The organism is Sphingobium sp. 22B (assembly GCF_001580035.1).
In the GTDB taxonomy this organism is placed as follows: domain Bacteria; phylum Pseudomonadota; class Alphaproteobacteria; order Sphingomonadales; family Sphingomonadaceae; genus Sphingobium; species Sphingobium fuliginis.
Genome location: NZ_LTAB01000005.1, coordinates 59,071 through 80,068, shown reverse-complemented (window position 1 = coordinate 80,068; position 20,998 = coordinate 59,071). Strand labels below are relative to the sequence as shown.

Sequence of the window (20,998 nt, the reverse complement as noted above, 5' to 3'; positions counted from 1 at the left end):
AAGAGCGTGCAGCGCGCCTTAACCATGGAAGGTAAGGAATAGGCCACCTTCCTTATCTTATCCTGCGGGCATGCCTTCGGTGTTCGCAAGCCTGTCCCATCTGAACCAGTCGCGGGACCCCGCCGCCAACCAGCGACGCGTGCAGCGGGATCTGGTCGATATGGTCAGCCATATCACCGCGCAGGGGCGAACCCATGGCGCGCGGATCATCAACATCTCCGCCCTGGGATTGATGTGCCGGACGGATGCGCCGTTGGCCATGGGCGAACGGGTGACGATATGGCTGCCCGTGGTGAAGGACCATGCCGGGGACGTGCGCTGGTCGGAAGATGGGCGGATCGGCGTCGAGTTCCTGAGGCGGATCGAACCGCATGTCTATGACGCGATGCTGTCCCTCATTCCGCCACGGCAGACGGCCTGGTAAACGCATTCGCAAGATCATCCCCCACCTCCAGCCGCTGGCGCGAACGGACCAGCGCCTGCGGCATTTGCGTGCGCAGGAAATTCATCATCGCCTCCCGCACCTCGCAGCGCAGGTCGAAGGCTATGCCGGCGTTGCGGGCGCTCAGCAGGCCGCGCAGCTCCAGCGCATCGGCGCGCTGGTCGGTGACCTGCAATATCGCGACCCGCCCATCCCAGCGGCTGTTGGCCTTGACCGCCTCGATGAACTTCGCCCGGATCGCCTCTATGTCCGCGGCGGGATCGACGTAAAGGAATACGGTGCCGAGCAGGTCGGAGGTTTTCGTCGTCCAGTTCTGGAACGGCTTTTCCAGGAAATAGGACACCGGCACGATCATCCGCCGGTCGTCCCAGATGCGGATGACGACATAGGTCAGCTTGATGTCCTCGATCCGGCCCCACTCGCCCTCGACGATCACGACATCGTCCAGCCGGATCGGTTCTGAAAAGGCCATCTGGATGCCGGCAATCAGGTTCTTGAGCGCGGGCTGCGCCGCCGCGCCGACCGCCAGCCCGGCCAGCCCCGCCGACGCCATCAGCGTAACCCCGACGCTCCGCACGCCGGGAATGGCGATCAGCATCAGCGAGACGATCAGGAAGCCGACGATGAACTGCGTCACGCGGTAGAGGATGCGGATGCGGGTATGCTGCCGCCGCGCCTTCAGATTATCCTCCACGCTGATGTCGCTGCGGCGCTCCAGGATGATGCGCCCCGCCCGCATCAGGGAAAAGATCAGCCAGCCCATCAGCAGGATGAACAGCATTTTCGACCCGATGGACCAGATCGCCTCCACATTCGGGCTGAAGGTCAGCGGCTGGATGCCCGCCGCCAGCGTCATGAGGACGATCAGCCAGCGGCTGGGGTGATAGAGGGCGGGAAGGATCACCGGCTCTATCCGCATCCGCCGCACGATGCGGGTCGCCAGCCAATAGACCAGCCAATGGAGCAGGAAGGCGACGGCGACCGACAGGCCGATCGAGATCGCCGCCATCGACGTGACATGGTGCAGGCTGATGTCGGATTGCATGGTCCTGCAACGACAGGGCCGCGGGATGGTTTCGCAGGTGCGGCAGGCCGTTGCTTCCCCGATGCGTGCCGACCCTGCGAGGGAAACGCCGCCCGGTCGCACAGCCGCCGGCACCGCGTTCCTGCCTTCGCCAGAACAGGCGGCAATCCTACCCGCTGCGCAACAGACCCACCGCCGCGTCGCGTTCGAAAAGATAGAGGCAGGTTCTGGCCGCCTGCCCCCGCGCCTCGCTCAGTCCCCCATCGCGGTCGATCAGCAGATGCGCGTCGTCGCGCGCCGGATCGAGCAGGGCGGAGAGATGCTCCGGCGTCGCCAGCTTCAACTGCTGCTCGCCCGACTGGCGCGTGCCCAATATCTCCCCCGCGCCCCGCAGGCGCAGGTCCTCCTCGGCTATGCGGAAACCGTCATTGGTTTCCCGCATCAGGGCCAGGCGCGCCCGGGCGGTCTCGCTCAGCGCATTGCCGCGCAGCAGGATGCAGACCGACTGGTTCTGCCCCCGCCCCACGCGCCCGCGCAACTGGTGAAGCTGCGCCAGGCCGAAGCGGTCGGCCCCTTCGATGATGATGAGGTTGCTGTTGGGAACGTCGACGCCGACCTCGATCACGGTGGTCGCCACCAATATCTTCGCCCGGGCGGAGGCGAAGGCTTCCATCGCGGCATCCTTTTCCGGCCCCTTCATCCGGCCGTGCACGATGGCGACGCGCTCGCCGAAACGTGTCCGCAGCGTTTCCGCCCGCGCCTCGGCGGCGGCAAGGTCGCTATTCTCGCTTTCCTCGACCAGCGGGCAGACCCAATAGGCCTGCCCCCCGCCCTCCACATGGCGGGCCAGCGCCTCCACCACTTCGTCCAGACGCCCGGAGGACATGACCACGGTCTGGATCGGCTGCCGGCCCGGCGGCATCTCGTCCAGGCGGGACACGTCCATCTCGCCATAATAAGTGAGCGTCAGCGTGCGCGGGATCGGCGTGGCGGTCATCACCAGCAGGTGCGGCGCGCGCTCCGCCTTGGCCGCCAGCATCATGCGCTGCGCGACGCCGAAGCGATGCTGCTCGTCGATCACCGCCAGGGCGAGGTTCTTGTATCGCACCGCATCCTGGAAGATGGCGTGGGTGCCGACCAATATGTCGATGCTCCCGTCCGCCAGTCCCATGAGGGTGGATTCGCGCGCCTTGCCCTTTTCGCGCCCGGTCAGGATGGCGATATTCACCGGCAGGCCCGACGCCATCCGGCGCAGCGTTTCATAATGCTGGCGGGCAAGGATTTCGGTCGGCGCCAGCAGCGCGCCCTGCGCCCCCGCCTCGACCGTGTTGAGCAGCGCCATCAGCGCGACCAGCGTCTTGCCCGACCCCACATCGCCCTGCAACAAGCGCAGCATGGGCACGGGCTGGGCCATGTCGCCCTCTATTTCCATGAAGGCGCGGCTCTGCGCGCCGGTCGGCGCAAAGGGCAGCTTGAGCATGGCGCGCAACCGGCCGTCTCCGGCAACGGGCACGCCCCGGCGCCTGCGGGACGACTGGCGCACCAGCATCAGCGCAAGCTGCCCGGCGAATATCTCGTCATAGGCGAGCCGCTCGCGGGCCAGCGCGTCCGTGGGATCGGCATGGATGCGATGCAGGGCCTCCCGCCATCCGGGCCAGCCCTTGCGGGCGAGCAGGCTGGGTTCGATCCATTCGGGCAGTTCGGGGGCGCGGGCCAGCGCCTGCGTCACCAGGTCGCGCAGGCGATTGTTGGTCAACCCTTCGGACAGGCCATAGACCGGCTCGCGCGCGGGAATGGTGACGGCTTCCTCCGGCGGAAGGACATGGTCGGGATGCACGATCTGCAGATTGTCGCCATAGGCCTCCAGCTTGCCGGAGACGAACTTCGCTTCGCCCAGCGGCAGCAGCTTGCGCGGCCAGGCGCTGTTGCGGCCGAAATAGACCAGCGCGACGCTGTTCCCGTGCCGGTCCTGCGCGATCACGCGGAACGGCGCGCGGGCGCTGCCGGACGCGCGATAATCGGTGGGCGTCAGCGTGATGCCGATGACCCGGCCTGAATCGCCCAGGATCAGCTCGTCCACCATGCGGCGGTCGATGAAGCTGACCGGAAGATGGAAGGCAACGTCGACGGCGCGCGCCAGGCCCAGCCGCTCCAGCGGTTTTGCCAATGTTGGGCCGACGCCTTTCAGCGCTTCGATTTCGGTGAAGAGTGGGTTGAGGATATCGGGTCGCATGGCTATCTGCATGCGTCTAGCCCAGCCGGGACGATGCGCAAACATCCGATCGGTAATTTCGCCATGCTCGCGCAAGGAACAAATTGTGAACGAAGACCCCCGCATCCGCCGCCTGCAATTCCGGGCCTGGCATCGCGGCATCAAGGAAGCGGACCTGGCGGTGGGGGGATTTTTCGATCGCTACCATGCCGAATGGGGCGAAGAGGAACTGGATTGGTTCGAACGCTTTATCGAGGAACAGGATGCCGACATCATGGCCTGGGCCCTCGGCACGCTGCCGCTGCCGGAACAATGGCGCGGGCCGATGTGGGACAGGTTCGTGAAGATGGATTTCGTGGAGATCGGGAAGAAATAGACGCCCTACGCCGTCATCCCCGCGAAGGCGGGGATTCATCTCCTGACGGAGCATCCACACGCCGGGCCGGGAAACGCATCCCGCCTTCGCGGGAATGACAAAGCAAGAAATGACCGATCTCCAGAAAATCCTCAAAGCCTCCGCCCCGATGACCCTTTCCGGCGTGCCGGCCGGTTTCCAGCCCTGGCTGCTGGCGGACATCGCGCGCGCCGCCCCGTCCCGCACCCTGTTCGTCGCCCCCGACGAGCAGCTGATGCGCGCCGTGGCGGATACGGCGCATTATTTCGCGCCGGAGATCGAGATCGTCGAAATCCCGGCCTGGGACTGCCTGCCCTATGACCGGGCCAGCCCTTCGCTGCGCACCGCCGCGGCCCGGCTGGCGGGCCTCTACGCCCTGCAAGGCAAGCCGCAGGGGCCGCAACTCGTCCTCACCACGCTCAACGCCCTCACGCAGCGCACGCTGACGCCGTTCCGCGTGCGGCAACTGGTGGCGAAACTCGCGCCCAAGGAACGGATCGCCATCTCGCGGCTGGCCGACATGCTGCAGGCCAATGGCTATGTGCGCACCGACACCGTGCATGACCGGGGCGAGTTCGCCATACGCGGCGGCATTGTCGACCTGTTCCCCGGCGGCGAGGAACAGCCGCTCAGGCTCGATTTCTTCGGAGACGAGATCGAAACGGTGCGCCGCTTCGATCCCGCCGACCAGCGGACGAGCGGGAGCGTCGAGGGCTTCACCCTGCTCCCCGCGTCGGAGGCCTTGCTGGACGAGGAGACGATCAAGCGTTTCCGCGGCCGCTATCGCGAAATTTTCGGCGCCACGGCCACCGGCGACCCGCTCTATCAGGCGGTGAGCGACGGGCGCCGCCTGCAGGGCATGGAACATTGGCTGCCGCTGTTCGAGGAACGGCTGGTGCCCCTGACCGACCATCTGGGCGACGACAGCCTGATCCTGCTGGACCATGGCGTCGCGGGCGCGGCGGAGGCGCGGTTCGAGGCGATCAGGGACTATCATGCGAACCGCGCGGCGGCGAAATCCTCCGATCCCGGCGCCTATCGGCCGCTGGAGCCCAGGGCCCTCTATCTGGAGGCGGAGGAATGGGCCGCTTTGGCGCGGGACTGGCCGATGCACGCCACCACCCCCTTCCATGAACCGGAAAGCGCCTCCGTCCTCGACTTCGCCGTGGATGGCCCACGCGACTTCGCGCCGGAGCGGGCGCAGAACGCCAATGTCTATGAGGCGGTGAGCAAACATATCGCCGCGCTCCAGCGGGCGAAGAAGAAGGTGGTCATCGCCAGCTATTCGGGCGGCGCGCGGGAACGGCTGTCCGGATTGCTGGCCGACCATGGGCTGAAGCGGATCGCGGCGGCGGACAGCTGGCAGGAGGCGCTGGGCATCGCGGCCGGGGGCAGCACGGTGCTGACCGTCCTGCCGCTCGACCATGGCTTCACCGCGCCCGACGTGGCGGTGCTGACCGAACAGGACATGCTGGGCGACCGGCTCGTGCGGCGGGCCAAGCGCAAGAAGAGCGCGGACGCTTTCCTGGCCGAACTGGCGACGCTCTCGCCGGGCGATCTGGTCGTGCACATGGACCATGGCATCGGCCGCTATGAAGGATTGACCCAGATTCCCGTCGCCAAGGCGGCGCATGATTGCGTCGCGCTGGAATATGCGGGCGGCGACAAGCTCTATGTGCCGGTCGAGAATCTGGAGGTTCTCTCCCGCTACGGCTCCGAAAGCGAGGGCGTCAGCCTGGACAGGCTGGGCGGGGAGGCCTGGCAGCGGCGCAAGGCGCGGATGAAGGAACGCATCCGGGAGATTGCGGGCGAACTGCTCAAGACCGCGGCGGAACGCGCCCTGCGGCCCGCGACCGTGGCGGAACCCGACAGCGCGGGCTATCCCGCCTTCGTCGACCGCTTCCCCTATCAGGAAACCGACGATCAGGACCGGGCGATCGGCGACGTGATCGAGGATCTTGGCGCTGGCAGGCCGATGGACCGGCTGGTCTGCGGCGATGTCGGCTTCGGCAAGACGGAGGTCGCGCTGCGCGCCGCCTTCGTCGCGGCGATGGCGGGGATGCAGGTGGTGGTGATCTGCCCGACCACCCTGCTCGCCCGGCAGCATCACATGAATTTCGAGGAGCGTTTCCGGGGTTTCCCGGTGAAGATCGGCCGCCTGTCCCGGCTGGTGCCGGACAAGGAGGCGAAGGCGGTGAAGGCCGGCCTTGCCGACGGAACCGTCGACATCGTGGTGGGCACCCATGCGCTGCTGGCCAAGGGGCTGGAGTTCAAGCGGCTGGGTCTCGTCATCGTGGACGAGGAACAGCGGTTCGGCGTGACCCACAAGGAACGGCTGAAGTCGCTCAAGACAGACGTCCACGTGCTGACGCTGACGGCGACACCCATCCCGCGCACCTTGCAGATGGCGATGTCGGGCCTGCGCGAACTGTCGGTCATCCAGACGCCGCCGGTGGATCGCCTGGCGGTGCGCACCTACATCATGCCGTGGGACGGGGTCGTGATCCGCGAGGCGCTGCTGCGCGAACATTATCGCGGCGGCCAGAGCTTCTTCGTCGTGCCGCGCATTTCCGACCTGACGGAGATCGAGGAATTTCTCCGCACCGAAGTGCCCGAAGTGCGGCCGGTGGTCGCCCATGGCCAGATGAGCGCGACGGAGGTGGAGGAACGCATGTCGGCCTTCTACGACAAGCGCTACGACGTGCTGCTCTCGACCACCATCGTCGAAAGCGGGCTCGACATTCCGTCCGCCAACACGCTCATCATCCATCGGGCGGACCGCTTCGGCCTGGCGCAGCTCTACCAGCTTCGCGGGCGGGTCGGGCGGGCGAAGACGCGCGCCTATGCCTATTTCACCACGCCCGCCAACCGGGTGATCACCGAAACGGCGGAAAAGCGGCTGAAGGTGCTGTCCGACCTGGATACGCTGGGCGCGGGGTTCCAGCTTGCCAGCCACGACCTCGACATACGCGGCGCGGGCAATCTGGTGGGCGACGAGCAGTCCGGCCATATCAAGGAGGTCGGGTTCGAACTCTACCAGTCGATGCTGGAGGACGCGATACTGGAGGCGAAGGCCGGCGGCGCGGGGCTGGAGAAGGCGCGCGAGAGCTTCTCGCCGCAGATCACCGTGGACGCGCCGATCCTCATTCCGGAGGATTATGTGCCCGACCTCGACCTGCGCATGGGGCTCTATCGACGCCTCAACGAAGTCGAGGACCGGCAGGGGCTGGAGGCGTTCGCCGCCGAACTCATCGACCGGTTCGGCAAGCTGCCCGCGCCGACGCAGAACCTGTTCAAGATCATCGAGATCAAGCAGAATTGCGTCGCCGCCAATATCGCGAAAATCGATGTCGGACCGAAGGGCGCGCTGGTCAGCTTCTTCGAGGACCGCTTCCCCCGGCCCGAGGGGCTGGTCGCCTATATCCAGCGGCTGAACGGCGTGGCGCGGCTGCGGCCCGACAGCAAGGTGGTGGTGAACCGGGCCTGGGCCGATCCGGCGGCGCGACTCAACGGCGCGCTGCAGCTTTCCAAGGGGCTGGCGAAGGCGGCGGCCTGAACGCCAGCACCCCTTTGTCATCCCTCGGACAACAGCCAGCAACAGTCGCAACCTAAATCCCGCTCTGGCGACCGGACAGCAAAGTCCGGCGCCAAGCAGGAGAATGACATGAGTTTGACCCTTATTGCCCTGGCCGCAGCAGCGGCCACGCACAGCGTGCAGATCGACCATGGCGGAAAGCCTGTCGAGGCGACCTACAGCGCCCGCGCCGAGTTCCGCACCAGAACCATCGGCGCCCGGACCCCGAACCGAGCCGACATGCAACGGTGCCAGTGGACCGCCACCATATTGGTCGACCGGGCGCTCAGCCATGGACCGGCGCTCAGCCGCACGGTTTCCAGCGACAGGCAGTTTTCCGGCAGCGAGCATGGCGCCTGCACGCCCGGCCGCCAGTCGGGCGAACGCAATCTGGCCCGTTATGAAGGCGCAATCCGCGAACATCTGATCGCGGTTGCACAGGCGGACCACGCGCCGCTACTGGCCGAGCTTGATGCCGTCCGCAATCTTGCCTCCAACTGAAGACAGGGCGGCGCTGGCCTGCGCCATTCTGGCCAGCGCCTTCCTGGCTGGCGTCGGCCCCGCCTTCGCGCAATATGCCGACCGCGTGTCGGCCACGGTCGAGGTCGCAAGCGACGAGCGGCGCCGGGGCCTGAGCTGGAGCGAGGGCGACCCGGTGCTGCGGGGTACGCTGTCCGTGCCCGTGGCTGACGGGCTGAGCCTCGACGGCGCCGCCGCCTCGCTATGGGGCAGCGACCGGCATGGCGGAGCCGATGCCGTCGTCGACCTGGGTGCGGCCTATGCACGGCAGATCGGCGGATGGCGGCTTTCCGCCGAAGGCCGTTATCACCTTTTCCCCGGAAGTTCCGGACAGGGCTATGGCGAAATCGGCGCTGGCGCGGCTTTCCTGATCGGGCCGGCCAGCATAGACGTCAGCGGCAGCTATGCCCCCAGGCAGTCGTCCATCGGCGGGGACAATCTCTATCTGTCCGCGTCGGCGGCGATGGGGTTGCCGGGCACGCCCCTCACCGTCTCCGCGCGGATCGGCCGGTCTTCGGGCGATGCGCGCGACCCGGCCCGCGCCGCGCGACTGCGCCCGGACGGCGCCTATTGGGACCATGGGATCGGCGTCGATTATATGAAGGGCCGCTGGTTCGCCGGCCTGCGCTATGCCGACAGCGGCATCGCAGGCCCCGGAGGCCGCCATGCGGGGGCAAGCCTGATCGGACGGGTGGGGTTAGGCCTTTAGCGCCAGCGCCACCAGATCGGCGGAGGAAACGCCCGCCGAACGCAGGAAACCCTGATAATAGTCGCAACCTTCACGGGTGAGGAGATCGAGCTGCTGCTCGGTCTCCACCCCTTCGGCAATGACGCGCAGGCCCAGCGACTTCGCCATGTGGATGACGCCCCGCACGATGATCCTGTCGCGGGCGGTCCCCGCAATGTCCTGCGCCAGCCCGCTGTCGATCTTCAGATAATCGAGCGGCAGGCTCTTGAGATAGGCAAGGCTGGAATAGCCGGTGCCGAAATCGTCCACCGCCACCGCCAGCCCTTCGGCCCGCAGCGCCGTCAGCAAGGCGGTGGCATTGTCCACATCCTCGATCAGGCCGCTCTCGGTGATCTCCACCGTCAGGCGGGACCGGGGAAAGCCGCTCATGTCCACCAGGTTCAGGAACTGCGGCATGAAGCCGGGCTGGGCGATGTCCTCCGCCGTGACGTTGATCGACAGGCGCAGGTGCGACAGCGCGCGCGGCCAGGCGGCGGCCTGCCGCAGCGCTTCGGCCTGAATATGCGCCGAAAGCGGCAGCATATAGTCGGAACGCTCCGCCGTGGCGAACAGCATCCCCGCCCCCAGCGCGCCATATTGCGGGTGGTTCCAGCGCGCCAGCGCCTCGACCCCGATCATATGCTCGCCCCCGACCGGATATTGCGGCTGGAACAATATGCCGATCTCCCCGCGATGCAAGGCGAGGCGGAGGTCGGTTTCCAACTGGTCGGCATCCACCTGTCGGCTGCGCTTTTCCGAAGAAAAGATGCGGATGCCCTCCCCTCCCCCGACCCTGGCGTCGGCCAGAGCGGTGCCGGCGCGGCGGATCAGCCGGATGGCGTCGTCGTCCGGACGCGACTGGGCAATGCCGCAACGCGCCGTCAGACGGATCAGATGGTCGCCCGCGCTGAACGGACGGCCGATGGCGCCGATCAGTTGCCGGGCCAGGAAGGTCGCCTTCTCCGCCGTCGCCGCTTCGCCCGTCAGGCCGATCAGGAATTCGGTCCCGGCGATGCGCGCGACCGTCGCGCCGACCGCCATGTCGACGGTCATGCGCTCTATGCGGCGGGCGATCCGGCCCAGCAGCGCGTCGCCCACCACCTGGCCATAGGCGGCGTTCATCCGGTCGAACTGGCTGATCGACAGCAGCAGCACCGTCGTCGCCAACCCCTGCCGCCGTTCCAGCCAGTCGAGCGCCGCCTGACGCGAGCGCAGCCCGGTCAGGTCGTCGCGGCCGGTCGCATCATGGCCATGCGCGTCGGACAGCCATTCCACATCCGCCGCCACCACCCCGTCGATCAGCCGCAGATGATGGACCAGCCGGTCGCCCGGACGGCCCGGCGCGGCATGGGCGAAGGCCTCCGGACGCCCGGAACGCATCATGCCGCGCAGGGCGGCGATCACCGAACGGCGCTCCGATCGCGGCAGGCGGCGGATGAAGGCGGCCGGATCGACGCTCTGCCGCTCAAGGCCAAGATGGCGCGCAAGATTGTCGCTGAGGCGGATGCGGTCCCCGTCCCTTTCCCAGTACAGCGCATCCCCGCGCCGGATGCGCTGGGCGCGCCGGCTGTGCGTCGTCCCGCCAACGAGCCGGTCGACCAGCCGCTGCGCCGAAGCCAGCGTCGCGCGCAGCTCGACCGGCGTGAAGGGCACGGCAAGGAAATGCGTCGCCCCCGCCTCCAGCAATCCGGGCACGGCGGCCATGTCGAGAGCGTCGACCAGCGCGATGAGCGCACCCCCACCCGCATCCACCGCGGGCGCCAGCGACGTGATCAGGCCGGCCTCGCCATCGCGCGCGCCGCGCATGTCGACCAGGGCGATCTGGGCATCGCTGTGCAGGAAGCGCTGCGCCGCATCGGTCGCGCGACGGGCGGCGATGGCGCGCCAGCCGGCCGTCCGCACCTGCTGCGACAGTCCGTCGCGGTCCCCCGGCGACAGAATGAAGAGGCTGCGCTGTCCGTCCAGTGCGGTCTCGCCGCTCACATGATGCTCCTCGGGACGGTTCATCGCCCCTTCCTAGACCCCATCGGTTAGCGTCCTGTTTACGCTGCCGCAACCGGTGACGCTTGCACGGGGCAGGTCCATCGCCTAGCTAGCATATATGGAGATGGCCGATCTTGGGCGCACGGTCCTGACCGATGCACTCGGCCGCCGGATCAGCTATTTGCGGATTTCGGTGACGGACCGGTGCGACCTGCGCTGCCGCTATTGCATGGCGGAGCGGATGACCTTCCTTCCCAGGGATCAGGTCCTGACGCTGGAGGAGATCGCGCTGCTGGCCGATCTCTTCATCGCCCGGGGCGTGCGCAGGATCAGGCTGACCGGCGGCGAACCGCTGGTGCGGCGCGACATCGTCGACCTCGTCCGGCGCATCGGCCGGCATGTGGGCGCGGGCCTCGACGAACTGACGCTCACCACCAACGGCACGCGGCTCGCGCATCATGCGCAGGCGCTTGCGGATGCGGGCGTCCGGCGCATCAATGTCAGCCTGGACAGCCTTGACCCTGAACGTTTCGCCCATGTCACGCGGAACGGCGACATCCGACCCGTGTTCGAAGGGCTGGAGGCAGCGCGGGCCGCCGGCCTGTCGGTCAAGATCAACATGGTCGCGCTCAAGGGCATCAATGAGGACGAGATCCTGCCGATGCTGCACTGGTGCGATGCGCGGGGGTTCGACCTGACGCTGATCGAGACCATGCCGCTGGGCGAAACCGGGGAAGACCGGACGGATCATTATCTGCCGCTGACGCAGGTGGCCGATTCGATCCGCCGGCATCACGCGCTGACGCCGGTCCCGCACCGCACCGGCGGCCCCGCGCGCTATCATGCGGTCGAGGGGTTGAAGGCGCGGCTGGGACTGATCACGCCGCTCACCCATAATTTCTGCGCCGATTGCAACCGCATGCGCATGACCTGCGAAGGCAAGATCTTCATGTGCCTGGGCCATGAGGATCATGTCGACCTGAAGGCCGCCTTCCGCCAGGGCGGCCTGCCCGCGGTGGAGCCGCTGATCGACCGCGCCCTGCGGCTGAAGCCGGCGGCGCATGATTTCCGCATCAGCGCCGATGCCGCGCCGGCTGTGCGGCGGCATATGAGCGTGACCGGCGGATGACCGACGACGTCCGGCGCGCTCTGGTCGCGTCCCCCAGTCCGGCGGCCAAGGCGGCGGAGGAAAGGCTGCGCGCCGCCTATGATTTCGTGCCCGTGGAGCAGGCGGACATGATCATCGCACTGGGCGGCGACGGCTTCATGCTCCAGACGTTGCACTCCATGCTGGAGGGGCGGCGAATCCTGCCGGTGTTCGGCATGAACCTGGGCACGGTCGGCTTCCTGATGAACGAATGGCGGCTCGAACGGCTGGAACAGCGGATAGAGGCGGCCAAGCCGTTCAAGGTCAATCCGCTGCGCATGGTCGTCGACACCGTGGATGGGGAGCGTTTCTCCATCCCCGCCATCAACGAAGTCTCGCTGCTGCGCGAAACGCGCCAGACCGCCAAGCTGGAGGTGAAGGTCAACGACCGCACCGTCCTGCCCGAACTGGTGTGCGACGGCGTGCTGGTGGCGACGCCGGCCGGATCGACGGCCTATAATCTCTCGGCGCATGGACCGATCCTGCCGCTCGGATCGGCGCTGGTGGCGCTGACGCCGATCAGCCCCTTCCGCCCCCGGCGCTGGCGCGGTGCGATCCTGCCGGAAAATACGGCGATCCAGTTCACGGTGCTCGATCCCGTGAAGCGCCCGGTCAGCGCCGTTGCCGACCAGCGCGAAGTGCGCGACGTCGCGCAGGTCGAGGTGAAGATCGATCGCGCGACCCCGCTGACCTTGCTGTTCGACCCCGAACATACGCTGGACGACCGGATCGCGGCCGAACAGTTCATCGCGTGAAAATTCCGTCATTTGGCGCTTGCCATTGCCGGAAATCCGCTGCTATAGGCGCGGCCTGCCCAGCGGAAGCCGGGTTGCTCCCCGATAGCTCAGCGGTAGAGCATTCGACTGTTAATCGAATGGCCGTAGGTTCGAATCCTACTCGGGGAGCCACTTTCCATCCTGCGGCGGCACCGGAAAACCTCCCCTATTCAGGCAGATTGACGCGCCTTGGCTCATGCCCCGCGCGCATCGGGCCATTCAGGCATTTTTTTCGGACTGGCGGCGGTTCCGGCCCTTGCCATTTCGCCAAAGCCGCTGCATATGCGCGGCCTGCCCGGCGCAAGCCGGGCCGCTCCCCGATAGCTCAGCGGTAGAGCATTCGACTGTTAATCGAATGGCCGTAGGTTCGAATCCTACTCGGGGAGCCACACTCTTCCATCTCCAAGATTCTGATTGCTTTAACGGGTTAAGGCATGAAATGGTCAGATTGGCCAGATTTCGTGCCAGCATCGCCGCCCCACAACGGGTATGACACCGAAGTGACGAAGCGGCGAAAGTTAGCATAACAGTGCGCAAAACGGCCAAAGCGGCATTATGGTGCGCTTCTGTAAATTCCGTGCCCGGGTACTCGATTTCGACAGCTTTGATTTTCTTCATCCAATCCGCTGGACGAAGTCTTGGTGCCGCCCATCCTCGCCGCTCCGAGGCGTCTCTGATTTTCAGATAGCGGCCATGTCAGGATCGTACTCGGCTCCACTGCCATGTCGGCTTTGTTAAGCCACCGAGAAAGGTCCCGGAAACAAAGTCTGCTGTTGCCGCATGCCATGGAGAACGACGATGGAGTTCATCACCACGCCGGACCCTATGGCCTATCATGACCAGACACATCTGCGCAGGTGGCAGGACGAGGACCGAGCAGGGCGCAAAGAGGGATGGTACGACCCGACTTGAGGAGCATTCAGCGGCCCTGTTCCGATTCCCGACCCGGTCTTTATTCACCTAAGCCGCAGCACCAATCCCCTCTAGGAAGGTCGATTTGAGAGCGGAACAAGCCAAGCAGGGCATTGTGCGATACAAGTACGAGCAGTCGCTGAAATTCTGGTTGAAGCAAGGCCCCTGCCCAACTTAACCGCTTGCATCGGCCAGATTCTGGAACGATCATGACATCGATTTTGGACTGGTGGTCTAGCCATCCTGCCGGTGCGGAGTTTCTTCACGACTGCCAAGGCTGATGCTTCATGGAAGATGAGTCCGGTTATCGATTCAAGCCGCACGAGCAGCCGACCTTGCCCGGGTCACCAGCCAATCCCGACCATCCGTCAGGTCGCCGCCTGTCTTACATCCTGATCGGCGCCATGATCGGGCTCACCAGCGGCCTTGGCAATGCGCTCATCACGGTCAACATCGCGTTTGCGCAGGGCACGCTGGGTCTCAATTCCAACGAGGCGGCATGGCTTACGGCGGCTTATTATATGACCTACACCTGTGCGAACCTGCTGCTCGTCAAATATCGCCAGCAGTTCGGCTTGCAACCCTTCATCCGCTGGATGCTGGCGATTTACGCAGTCACGACGCTTCTGCACCTCGGCGTGCACGGCTTCTGGTCGTCGGTGGCTGTACGCGCGGCGAGCGGCTTTGCGTCCGGCGGCCTCACCACACTCGCGATCCTCTATCTCATGCAGGGTTTTACTGCGCCAAAGCGGCTCACCGGCATCATGATGGGCATCTGCATTCCCCAACTCGCGACGCCGCTAGCCCGGATGGTCTCGCCGGGGCTGCTCGTCGCAGGCGACTGGCACATGCTCTATGTGTTCGAACTGGGCCTCACACTGATCACGCTGGCCGCCATTCTTGCCTTGCCGTTGCCGCCGAGCCAGCGCAGCCAGGCGTTCGAATGGCGTGACTTCCTGACGATCGGATTGCTGGCGCCGGGCCTTTGGCTGTTCATCGCGGTGCTTTCCGAAGGACGGATCGAATGGTGGACCGAGCGTGCCTGGATCGGCTGGGCGCTTTGCGCCGGCATCGTGCTTGTCGCCACCTCGCTCATCCTCGAACATTATCGCGAGAACCCGCTCATCAATACCCGCTGGCTTGGCACGCGACAGATGATGCGCCTCATTTTCATCGCGTCCATAGTGCGCATCCTCTTGTCCGAGCAGGCCTTCGGTTCGGTCGGGTTGCTCAATGTGGTCGGCATGATCAACGACCAGATGGTGATGCTCAATCTCGTGATCGTGCTCGCCTCGATCGCGGGATTGCTGACGGCCGTATTGACGCTCAATCCGGCAAACCTGTCCTTGCCGATTACGCTCGCCGTCGCCCTTATCGCCATCGCAGCTTTCATGGATGCGGACTCGACCAATCTGACACGCCCCTCCAGCTTCTATCTGAGTCAGGCGATGATCGGCTTTGCCTCTCTCCTGTTTCTTGCCCAGGCCATGGTCATCGGCATTGCCCGCACATTGCTTGCCGGACCGAAGAATTTCATCAGCTTCGTCGTGCTGTTCAACCTGAGCCAGAGCCTTGGAGGGCTCGCCGGTTCGACGATGCTCGGCACCTTCCAGGTCGTCCGTGAGAAGTTCCATTCGCATGCGCTGGTGCAAAATATCGTCATGACGGATCCTCAGGTCGTCCAGCGCGTCGAAGGCGGCGCGGCGTCGGTTCGAGGCCTGATTGGCGATCCGCTGTTGCGCGGTGCGGAGGGCGGAGCATTGCTGGCCCGCCAAGTGGCCCGAGAGGCCAATATCCTTGCCTTCAATGATGTGTTTCTGTTGGTCGGCGTGCTGGCCGTTGCGGGCGTGATCTGGGGCCTTCTCATTCGCCGTTCCATCTTGCGGCGCAAGGAGCCCTCGCCCATCATCCAGCTCCAGCAGGCCCTGCAGGCGCAGGCGGCAAAGGCAGGTTAACGGGGGGTTTCATGACGGATCAGGCGGCGACATCCCGAGCTGCGGCAGCTGCGCCGCCTTCCGATCCGCAGGTCGAGCCTTCTTCGCAGGGCTGGAGTCCTCCCCGCAAAAGCCGCACGGCGGCAGTGGCGATCGGCGCTCTCGCGCTCGCAGGAATCGTGGCCATCCTCTACGCTTGGCGACTGCCGCCTTTTGACGGATGGGCCGAAGACACCGACAATGCCTATGTCCGCGGCAAGGTGACGATCATAAGCCCCCAGGTCAGCGGTTATGTGACCGGGGTGCCCGTGCAGGACTTCCAGACGGTGAAGAAAGGCGATGTCCTCGTCACCATCGACCAGCGCATCTATGGCGCGCGCGTCGAACAGGCGAAGGCCAATCTCGCAGCGCAACGTGCCGCTCTGGCCAATTCGCAACAAAGCCAGCGCGGTCGCGAGGCAGCGCTCACCGGTCAGTCGGCAGGCATTGCCAATGCGCAGGCCCAGTTGGTCCGCGCCCAGGCCGACATGAAGCGGGCCGCCGCGCTCGTCGCCGATGGCTCGATCTCCGAGCGTGAGCGCGATCAGACCCGCGCCGCGCTGCTCGCCGCCCAAGCGGCCGTGCGACAGGCCAGTGCTGCGCAGCAGATTGGCCAACAGGACGTCCGTTCGGTGATCGTGGGGCGTGGCGGGCTGGAGGCTTCCGTCGCCGCCGCCCAGGCCGCGCTTCATCTCGCCCAGGTCGATCTCGACAATACGGTCATCCGTGCTCCGGTCGACGGTGAGCTCTCGGAAATCGGCGTGCGCAATGGCGCCTTCGTTTCGGCGGGAACCCAGCTCATGTTCCTGGTCCCGCGCGATCGCTGGGTCATCGCCAACTATAAGGAAGCGCAGACGCGCAAGATGCGCATCGGTCAGCCCGCGACCTTCCGTGTCGACGCACTGGGCGGCGCCAAGCTCAGGGGGCATGTCGAGAATCTCTCGCCTGCCGCCGGCTCGGAGTTCGCCGTGCTCAAGTCAGACAATGCAACGGGCAATTTCGTGAAAGTGGCGCAGCGCATCGCCGTCCGTGTTAAGATCGATCCAGGGCAGGAGATGGCGAAACGCCTGCGCCCCGGCATGTCCGTCGAGTTGCATGTCGAGACAAACGACTGATGCGCCGCGCCTGCACGATCGCGGCATTGCCTCTCCTGCTCGCTGCCTGTGCCGGGCCGCATGTCGAGACCGCGCGGGTCGATCCAGTGACGCCGCCGCAGGGCTGGCGCACGTCGCCTGACCAGAGTGGTGCCCTTGATGCGGACTGGTGGCGGACCTTCGGCGACCCGGCCCTGACCGCTCTGGTCGAGCACGCGCTTGCGGGCAATCTCGACATTGCCATGGCCGGCGCGCGCATCCGTGAAGCGAAGGCGCAGGAGAGAGGCGCGCGCGCCGCGCTATTGCCGACCCTGGCGACCGGTGCGGGTGGTGAACGCTCGCGCAGCGTCAGCGCGTTCGGGACGCCCGAAGTGCAGACCGCCGGGCAAGTGCAGGTCCAGACGGCATGGGAGGTGGATCTCTTCGGCCGGCTGTCCGACCAAGAATCGGCAGCGCACGCGGCATGGCTGGCAAGCCAGGCCGCCCGCGACGCGGTTCGCCTGTCGATCGCCTCGACCGTGGCCAGCGGCTATGTGACTCTCCTCGCGCTCGATGCGCGGCTTGACGTCGCCCGCCAGACCGTCGAGGCACGCAAGGAGGCGCTGCAACGCATTAGGCGCCGCTCGGACGCAGGTTATTCACCCAGGCTCGAGCTTGCTCAGGCAGTGGCGGAATATCAGGGCGCGTTGCAGATCATCGCGCCGCTTGAGCAGGCGCGCACGCGGCAGGAAAACGCGCTTAGGCTGCTCAGCGGCGACTTGCCCGGTCCCATAGAGCGCGGCGCTTCGCTTGCCGCGCTCACAGACCCCGCAGTGCCAGCCGGCCTCCCTTCCCAACTGCTGCGTCGTCGTCCTGATGTCGCGCAGGCCGAGCTTCAGCTTGCCGCCGCCGATCATGCCCTTGCGGCTGCGCGCAAGCGCTTCCTGCCCCAGTTGCGCCTGACCGGGCAGGGTGGTGCGGTTTTCTCGACCCTGCTCGACAATCCGATCACCATCTGGTCGCTGGGCGGCAGCGTGCTTGCGCCGCTGTTCGAGGGCGGGCGCTTGCGCGCGGGCGCGGAAAGCGCCGGTGCGCAGCGTGATCTGGCTGCCTTTGCCTATCGCAAAACCGCTCTCAATGCCTTCCGTGAAGTGGAGGACGCGCTCGCGAATATCGTTCAGACAGATACCCAGTTACGCATCGTGGCCGCTCAGCGCGACGCGCTCGCCGAGACCTTCCGTCTTGCCTCAAATCGCTACAAAGCAGGCTATTCGCCCTATCTTGAGCAGTTGGACGCCCAACGCGGCCTGCTCGCCGCCGAGCTGAATCTTGTCCAGGCTCAGGCAGATGCCTTCACGGCGCGGATCGCCCTCTATCAGGCCTTGGGTGGCGGGTGGAACGAGGCTTCGCCAATTGCACCATCGGACTGACACAAGGTAAACCGGGTCGGCAGCCGCCGGCAAAGCGGTCATCAGGTCCAGCACTGATCGCTCCGATAGCTGGCCAGGCCAGCTTCCTGGTGAGTTTCGCCAACAGGGCGGCGGTATTCAGGCCACGCTTGCTAGAAGGGCAGCTATCTGCCAGCTACCCTCTAAGACCTGACGGGATGGACGCCCCCCCCGCGGCATCGATGTGCCAAAGCGGAGGTATTGAGAATAGAGGCGCCTTGCGTATCAGTCGAACAGGCGCGTCACTATCGGCCCTGCCTCCGGATCAACGGCGATGACATTACCCCCTGCTCGTCACTGACGTTGCGATAGCCGATCGGCGCGCAGCTCGGCCATGGCCCTGCTGCGCCTTCTCGATCATATCCTTGCGCGTTTCCTCGGAGAGATTGTCGCCACAGCTATCGTTACGAGTGACCGTTTTTGTGGGCGTCGCCTCAGTATCCACGCTTATCTCGAAGGATAAATTCGGCGGCTCGCTCTGCGATCATGATGGTCGCGGCATTGGTGTTGCCCGATACGATCACTGGCATCACCAAAGCATCGACGACCCGCAGGCTGTCGATACCGCGTAGCTTCAGCGTCCCGTCGACCACCGCATTCTCGTCCCCCATTCGGCACGTACCGACCGGGTGATAGCCGATATTCGCGCTTTGCCGGACATGGGCTTCCCAGGCTGAGTCGCTGGCGGGGATTTGGGCAGGATAGTTAGCCGCGACTAACCCCGTCTTCATCAGGAGACATGATAGCCGCCGTCCACCGTCAGATGATGGCCGGTTATATAACTGGCGGCGTCGCTGGCGAGGAACAAGATGGCGCGGGCCTGTTCGATCGGCTGGGATATGCGGCCCAGCGGAATGCGGCCCGGCAGGGTCATCGGCCCCTTGAAAGGCAGACTCTCGCCCATCGCCTTCGCGCCGCCGCTCGCCGTGCCGCCCGGTTGGATCGAATTGACACGGATGTTGTGCTCGGCGAACTCGACCGCGGCGGCGCGGGTCATCGCATCGACGCCCGCCTTGGCCGAGTCATAATGGGTGTTGTTGAAGATCGTCGGATGGTCGGCGCTCACGGACGAAACGTTGACGATGGAGCCGCCCCGCCCCTGGCCGCGCATGATCTTGATAGCCTCGCGCATCATCAGGAACGTACCGCGCGTGGTGACGGCGTGCATGATGTCCCATTCCGACGCGGGCATCGTCATGGTGTCCGCCTTGCGCCGATAGGCCGCGACATTGGCCAGCACGTCGAGGCCGCCCAGTTCCGCCTCCGCCCTTTTGAAGGTCGAGAGCACCTGCGCCTCGTCCGATATGTCGCAGACGGCCCAGGGCGATCCGGTCGCTTCCGCTGCCTCGCGCACGGCGTCTTCGACGACGTCGATCAACAGCACCCGTGCGCCGACCTGCGTGAACAGGGTTGCGGTGGCGCGGCCGATGCCGGACCCAGCGCCGGTGACGATGGCGGTCTTGCCTTCAAGGCCGTAAAATGAAAGTGCTTCCGGGGCGGACATAGAAACTCCTGTCAGTATGATGGGGTCAACGCGTGGTCGCGGAATCCCAGACGAGGTTCAGGGAATCGACGCCGTTGACGGAACCGGAATGGGTGACGGACGGCCGTTCAGGGTCGAGCCGGAAGTCGGGAAGGGCCTTCAGCCATTCCTCCAGGAACACCTGTATTTCGGCGCGGGCCAGGGGGCTTCCGACACATTTGTGCGGGCCATTGCCGAAGGTGTTGTGCACAGGATCGCGATCGAAATCGATGTCCATCGGCCGATCATACAAGCGGTCGTCCATGCTCGACATCGAGATCGGCACCATCACCATCTCGTCTTTCCTGAAGACGGCATCCTTGTAGTTGAAGTCCTGCAGGATCAGACGGCCGGTGTTCGACAGGCCAAAGCGACGCAGGAACTCTTCCGTTGCCTTGGGGACGATCTCCGGCTCGTCGATCAGGCGTCGGCGCTGCTGCGGATTTTGCGCAAGGTAACGGGTGATGAAGGACAACATGTTGGCGACGGTGTCGAGGCCGCCGAAGAAGATCAGGACCGCCATGCCGATGACTTCATACTCGCCCTGGAAGCGGGCATTGTTCCGCCAGCCCGCGATCTTGCTGAGCAGATCGTCGCCGGGATTGGCGGCGCGCTCGTCCAGAACTTGCTGGAGATAGGCGACAACCTTTTCCTGCGCGCCCAGCTTCATCCGGGAATCCGTCGCGGTCATGAAGGTGACGCCCCATTCGACAAACCGCTCACGCTGGTCCAGCGGCAGGTCAACGATGCCAAGGAACATCGTCACCGGCATCACGCGCGCGAAATCATTGACGAACTCGCATCGGCCCTTCGGCTTGATCTGTTCGATCAGACTGCGGGTCAGGACCACGGCATCCTCCCGCATCCGGCTCACCCGGCTGGGCGTGAAGAAGGGGTTGAGAATGGCGCGATAGCGGGCATGCAACGGTGGGTCGACGGTCAGCGGCGGCATGCGGACGGGGGACGACCCGCGCGGTATCGTGAACACCTCATGGCTGAAGATCTCGAAATGCTCCTGCACGAACTTGATGTCTTCGCCGCGCGTGACGATCCAATGTCCTCCGTTGCAGGGCGTCCAGACAATGTCCGGGCCGTCATGCAGCCTTTTCCAGGCAGTGTAGACGTCCCCTTCCTCAATGCCCGACGGATGCAGATAATCGAAATCGACCACCAGTTCGGGCGGCACATGATTTGGCACGGCCACCCGGTTGTAGAGCGCCTGATGCTGCGCATAGATGTCGACCGCGTCATTGTCGGCCATCCTTATTTCCC

16 protein-coding genes and 2 tRNA genes are annotated in these 20,998 nt (G+C 65.5%); 12 read left to right on the top strand and 6 right to left on the bottom strand.

Going from position 1 to position 20,998, the window contains the following annotated elements; all coding sequences use genetic code 11:
* Positions 1 to 70 precede the first annotated feature (70 nt).
* Positions 71 to 424 (top strand): PilZ domain-containing protein, encoded by a 354-nt coding sequence (locus tag A0J57_RS06820; protein ID WP_061934687.1) that lies wholly within the window; start codon positions 71 to 73, stop codon positions 422 to 424.
* Here the strand turns inward: A0J57_RS06820 and A0J57_RS06815 are convergent.
* Together A0J57_RS06815 and recG are read right to left on the bottom strand one after the other, a co-directional pair.
* Positions 396 to 1,487, bottom strand: coding sequence for a mechanosensitive ion channel family protein (locus A0J57_RS06815; protein ID WP_061934685.1), 1,092 nt, complete (start codon positions 1,485 to 1,487; stop codon positions 396 to 398). The genes A0J57_RS06820 and A0J57_RS06815 overlap by 29 nt on opposite strands.
* Positions 1,488 to 1,635: 148 nt before the next feature.
* Positions 1,636 to 3,699: an ATP-dependent DNA helicase RecG gene (gene recG, locus A0J57_RS06810; RefSeq protein ID WP_061934683.1), complete on the bottom strand. Its 2,064-nt coding sequence runs from the start codon at positions 3,697 to 3,699 to the stop codon at positions 1,636 to 1,638.
* 85 nt (positions 3,700 to 3,784) lie between these two features.
* On the opposite strand from recG, the gene A0J57_RS06805 reads away from it, so the two are divergent.
* From A0J57_RS06805 to A0J57_RS06790, 4 genes are all read left to right on the top strand, one after another.
* The gene (locus tag A0J57_RS06805) at positions 3,785 to 4,054 is read left to right on the top strand and encodes a succinate dehydrogenase assembly factor 2 (protein ID WP_044662006.1); all 270 of its coding nucleotides are present in this window, start codon (positions 3,785 to 3,787) and stop codon (positions 4,052 to 4,054) included.
* A gap of 109 nt (positions 4,055 to 4,163) precedes the next feature.
* Entirely contained in the window at positions 4,164 to 7,628 is a 3,465-nt protein-coding gene (mfd, locus tag A0J57_RS06800) for a transcription-repair coupling factor (RefSeq protein WP_025549033.1), read from the top strand.
* A 108-nt stretch (positions 7,629 to 7,736) separates the two neighbouring features.
* Positions 7,737 to 8,147 carry a hypothetical protein gene (locus tag A0J57_RS06795; RefSeq protein WP_061934681.1) on the top strand — a complete coding sequence of 137 codons (411 nt, stop codon included), beginning with the start codon at positions 7,737 to 7,739 and terminating at the stop codon, positions 8,145 to 8,147.
* The gene (locus A0J57_RS06790) at positions 8,134 to 8,874 is read left to right on the top strand and encodes a TorF family putative porin (protein ID WP_061934814.1); all 741 of its coding nucleotides are present in this window, start codon (positions 8,134 to 8,136) and stop codon (positions 8,872 to 8,874) included. The genes A0J57_RS06795 and A0J57_RS06790 overlap by 14 nt, the downstream gene beginning before the upstream one ends.
* On the opposite strand, the gene A0J57_RS06785 is transcribed toward A0J57_RS06790, so the two are convergent.
* Complete coding sequence (locus tag A0J57_RS06785; RefSeq protein ID WP_061934679.1) at positions 8,863 to 10,899, bottom strand: bifunctional diguanylate cyclase/phosphodiesterase; 2,037 nt, start codon at positions 10,897 to 10,899, stop codon at positions 8,863 to 8,865. The genes A0J57_RS06790 and A0J57_RS06785 overlap by 12 nt on opposite strands.
* A 94-nt stretch (positions 10,900 to 10,993) precedes the next feature.
* Between A0J57_RS06785 and moaA the strand changes: the two genes are divergently transcribed.
* From moaA to A0J57_RS06750, 7 genes are all read left to right on the top strand, one after another.
* Positions 10,994 to 12,004 (top strand): GTP 3',8-cyclase MoaA, encoded by a 1,011-nt coding sequence (moaA, locus tag A0J57_RS06780; protein ID WP_061934677.1) that lies wholly within the window; start codon positions 10,994 to 10,996, stop codon positions 12,002 to 12,004.
* On the top strand, positions 12,001 to 12,777 hold the full coding sequence (locus tag A0J57_RS06775; protein WP_025550952.1) for an NAD kinase: 777 nt from the start codon (positions 12,001 to 12,003) through the stop codon (positions 12,775 to 12,777). The genes moaA and A0J57_RS06775 overlap by 4 nt, the downstream gene beginning before the upstream one ends.
* 78 nt (positions 12,778 to 12,855) lie before the next feature.
* Positions 12,856 to 12,930: transfer RNA gene (locus A0J57_RS06770), tRNA-Asn, on the top strand.
* Between the two features lie 182 nt (positions 12,931 to 13,112).
* Positions 13,113 to 13,187: transfer RNA gene (locus tag A0J57_RS06765), tRNA-Asn, on the top strand.
* Positions 13,188 to 13,997: 810 nt separating this feature from the next.
* Positions 13,998 to 15,665 (top strand): MFS transporter, encoded by a 1,668-nt coding sequence (locus A0J57_RS06760; protein ID WP_061934675.1) that lies wholly within the window; start codon positions 13,998 to 14,000, stop codon positions 15,663 to 15,665.
* A gap of 11 nt (positions 15,666 to 15,676) precedes the next feature.
* Positions 15,677 to 16,798 carry an HlyD family secretion protein gene (locus A0J57_RS06755; protein WP_061934673.1) on the top strand — a complete coding sequence of 374 codons (1,122 nt, stop codon included), beginning with the start codon at positions 15,677 to 15,679 and terminating at the stop codon, positions 16,796 to 16,798.
* On the top strand, positions 16,798 to 18,186 hold the full coding sequence (locus A0J57_RS06750) for an efflux transporter outer membrane subunit (RefSeq protein ID WP_061934671.1): 1,389 nt from the start codon (positions 16,798 to 16,800) through the stop codon (positions 18,184 to 18,186). Before A0J57_RS06755 ends, A0J57_RS06750 begins: the two co-directional genes overlap by 1 nt.
* Before the next feature lie 452 nt (positions 18,187 to 18,638).
* On the opposite strand, the gene A0J57_RS06745 is transcribed toward A0J57_RS06750, so the two are convergent.
* From A0J57_RS06745 to A0J57_RS06735, 3 genes are read right to left on the bottom strand one after another with little or no spacing between them, the layout of a single operon-like run.
* Positions 18,639 to 18,935, bottom strand: coding sequence for a GMC oxidoreductase (locus A0J57_RS06745; protein ID WP_061934669.1), 297 nt, complete (start codon positions 18,933 to 18,935; stop codon positions 18,639 to 18,641).
* Positions 18,935 to 19,708 (bottom strand): SDR family NAD(P)-dependent oxidoreductase, encoded by a 774-nt coding sequence (locus tag A0J57_RS06740; RefSeq protein ID WP_061934667.1) that lies wholly within the window; start codon positions 19,706 to 19,708, stop codon positions 18,935 to 18,937. Before A0J57_RS06740 ends, A0J57_RS06745 begins: the two co-directional genes overlap by 1 nt.
* Positions 19,709 to 19,733: 25 nt before the next feature.
* Positions 19,734 to 20,987 (bottom strand): cytochrome P450, encoded by a 1,254-nt coding sequence (locus A0J57_RS06735; protein ID WP_025547722.1) that lies wholly within the window; start codon positions 20,985 to 20,987, stop codon positions 19,734 to 19,736.
* Positions 20,988 to 20,998 lie beyond the last annotated feature (11 nt).

What these genes read in the sequence shown, in the direction of transcription:
- A0J57_RS06735 (WP_025547722.1), bottom strand. Translation starts at nt 20,987, where the DNA reads ATGGCCGACAATGACGCGGTCGACATCTATGCGCAGCATCAGGCGCTC.
- A0J57_RS06740 (WP_061934667.1), bottom strand. Translation starts at nt 19,708, where the DNA reads ATGTCCGCCCCGGAAGCACTTTCATTTTACGGCCTTGAAGGCAAGACC.
- mfd (WP_025549033.1), top strand. Translation starts at nt 4,164, where the DNA reads ATGACCGATCTCCAGAAAATCCTCAAAGCCTCCGCCCCGATGACCCTT.
- A0J57_RS06745 (WP_061934669.1), bottom strand. Translation starts at nt 18,935, where the DNA reads ATGAAGACGGGGTTAGTCGCGGCTAACTATCCTGCCCAAATCCCCGCC.
- A0J57_RS06755 (WP_061934673.1), top strand. Translation starts at nt 15,677, where the DNA reads ATGACGGATCAGGCGGCGACATCCCGAGCTGCGGCAGCTGCGCCGCCT.
- recG (WP_061934683.1), bottom strand. Translation starts at nt 3,699, where the DNA reads ATGCGACCCGATATCCTCAACCCACTCTTCACCGAAATCGAAGCGCTG.
- moaA (WP_061934677.1), top strand. Translation starts at nt 10,994, where the DNA reads ATGGAGATGGCCGATCTTGGGCGCACGGTCCTGACCGATGCACTCGGC.
- A0J57_RS06815 (WP_061934685.1), bottom strand. Translation starts at nt 1,487, where the DNA reads ATGCAATCCGACATCAGCCTGCACCATGTCACGTCGATGGCGGCGATC.
- A0J57_RS06750 (WP_061934671.1), top strand. Translation starts at nt 16,798, where the DNA reads ATGCGCCGCGCCTGCACGATCGCGGCATTGCCTCTCCTGCTCGCTGCC.
- A0J57_RS06820 (WP_061934687.1), top strand. Translation starts at nt 71, where the DNA reads ATGCCTTCGGTGTTCGCAAGCCTGTCCCATCTGAACCAGTCGCGGGAC.
- A0J57_RS06785 (WP_061934679.1), bottom strand. Translation starts at nt 10,899, where the DNA reads ATGAACCGTCCCGAGGAGCATCATGTGAGCGGCGAGACCGCACTGGAC.
- A0J57_RS06760 (WP_061934675.1), top strand. Translation starts at nt 13,998, where the DNA reads ATGGAAGATGAGTCCGGTTATCGATTCAAGCCGCACGAGCAGCCGACC.
- A0J57_RS06795 (WP_061934681.1), top strand. Translation starts at nt 7,737, where the DNA reads ATGAGTTTGACCCTTATTGCCCTGGCCGCAGCAGCGGCCACGCACAGC.
- A0J57_RS06775 (WP_025550952.1), top strand. Translation starts at nt 12,001, where the DNA reads ATGACCGACGACGTCCGGCGCGCTCTGGTCGCGTCCCCCAGTCCGGCG.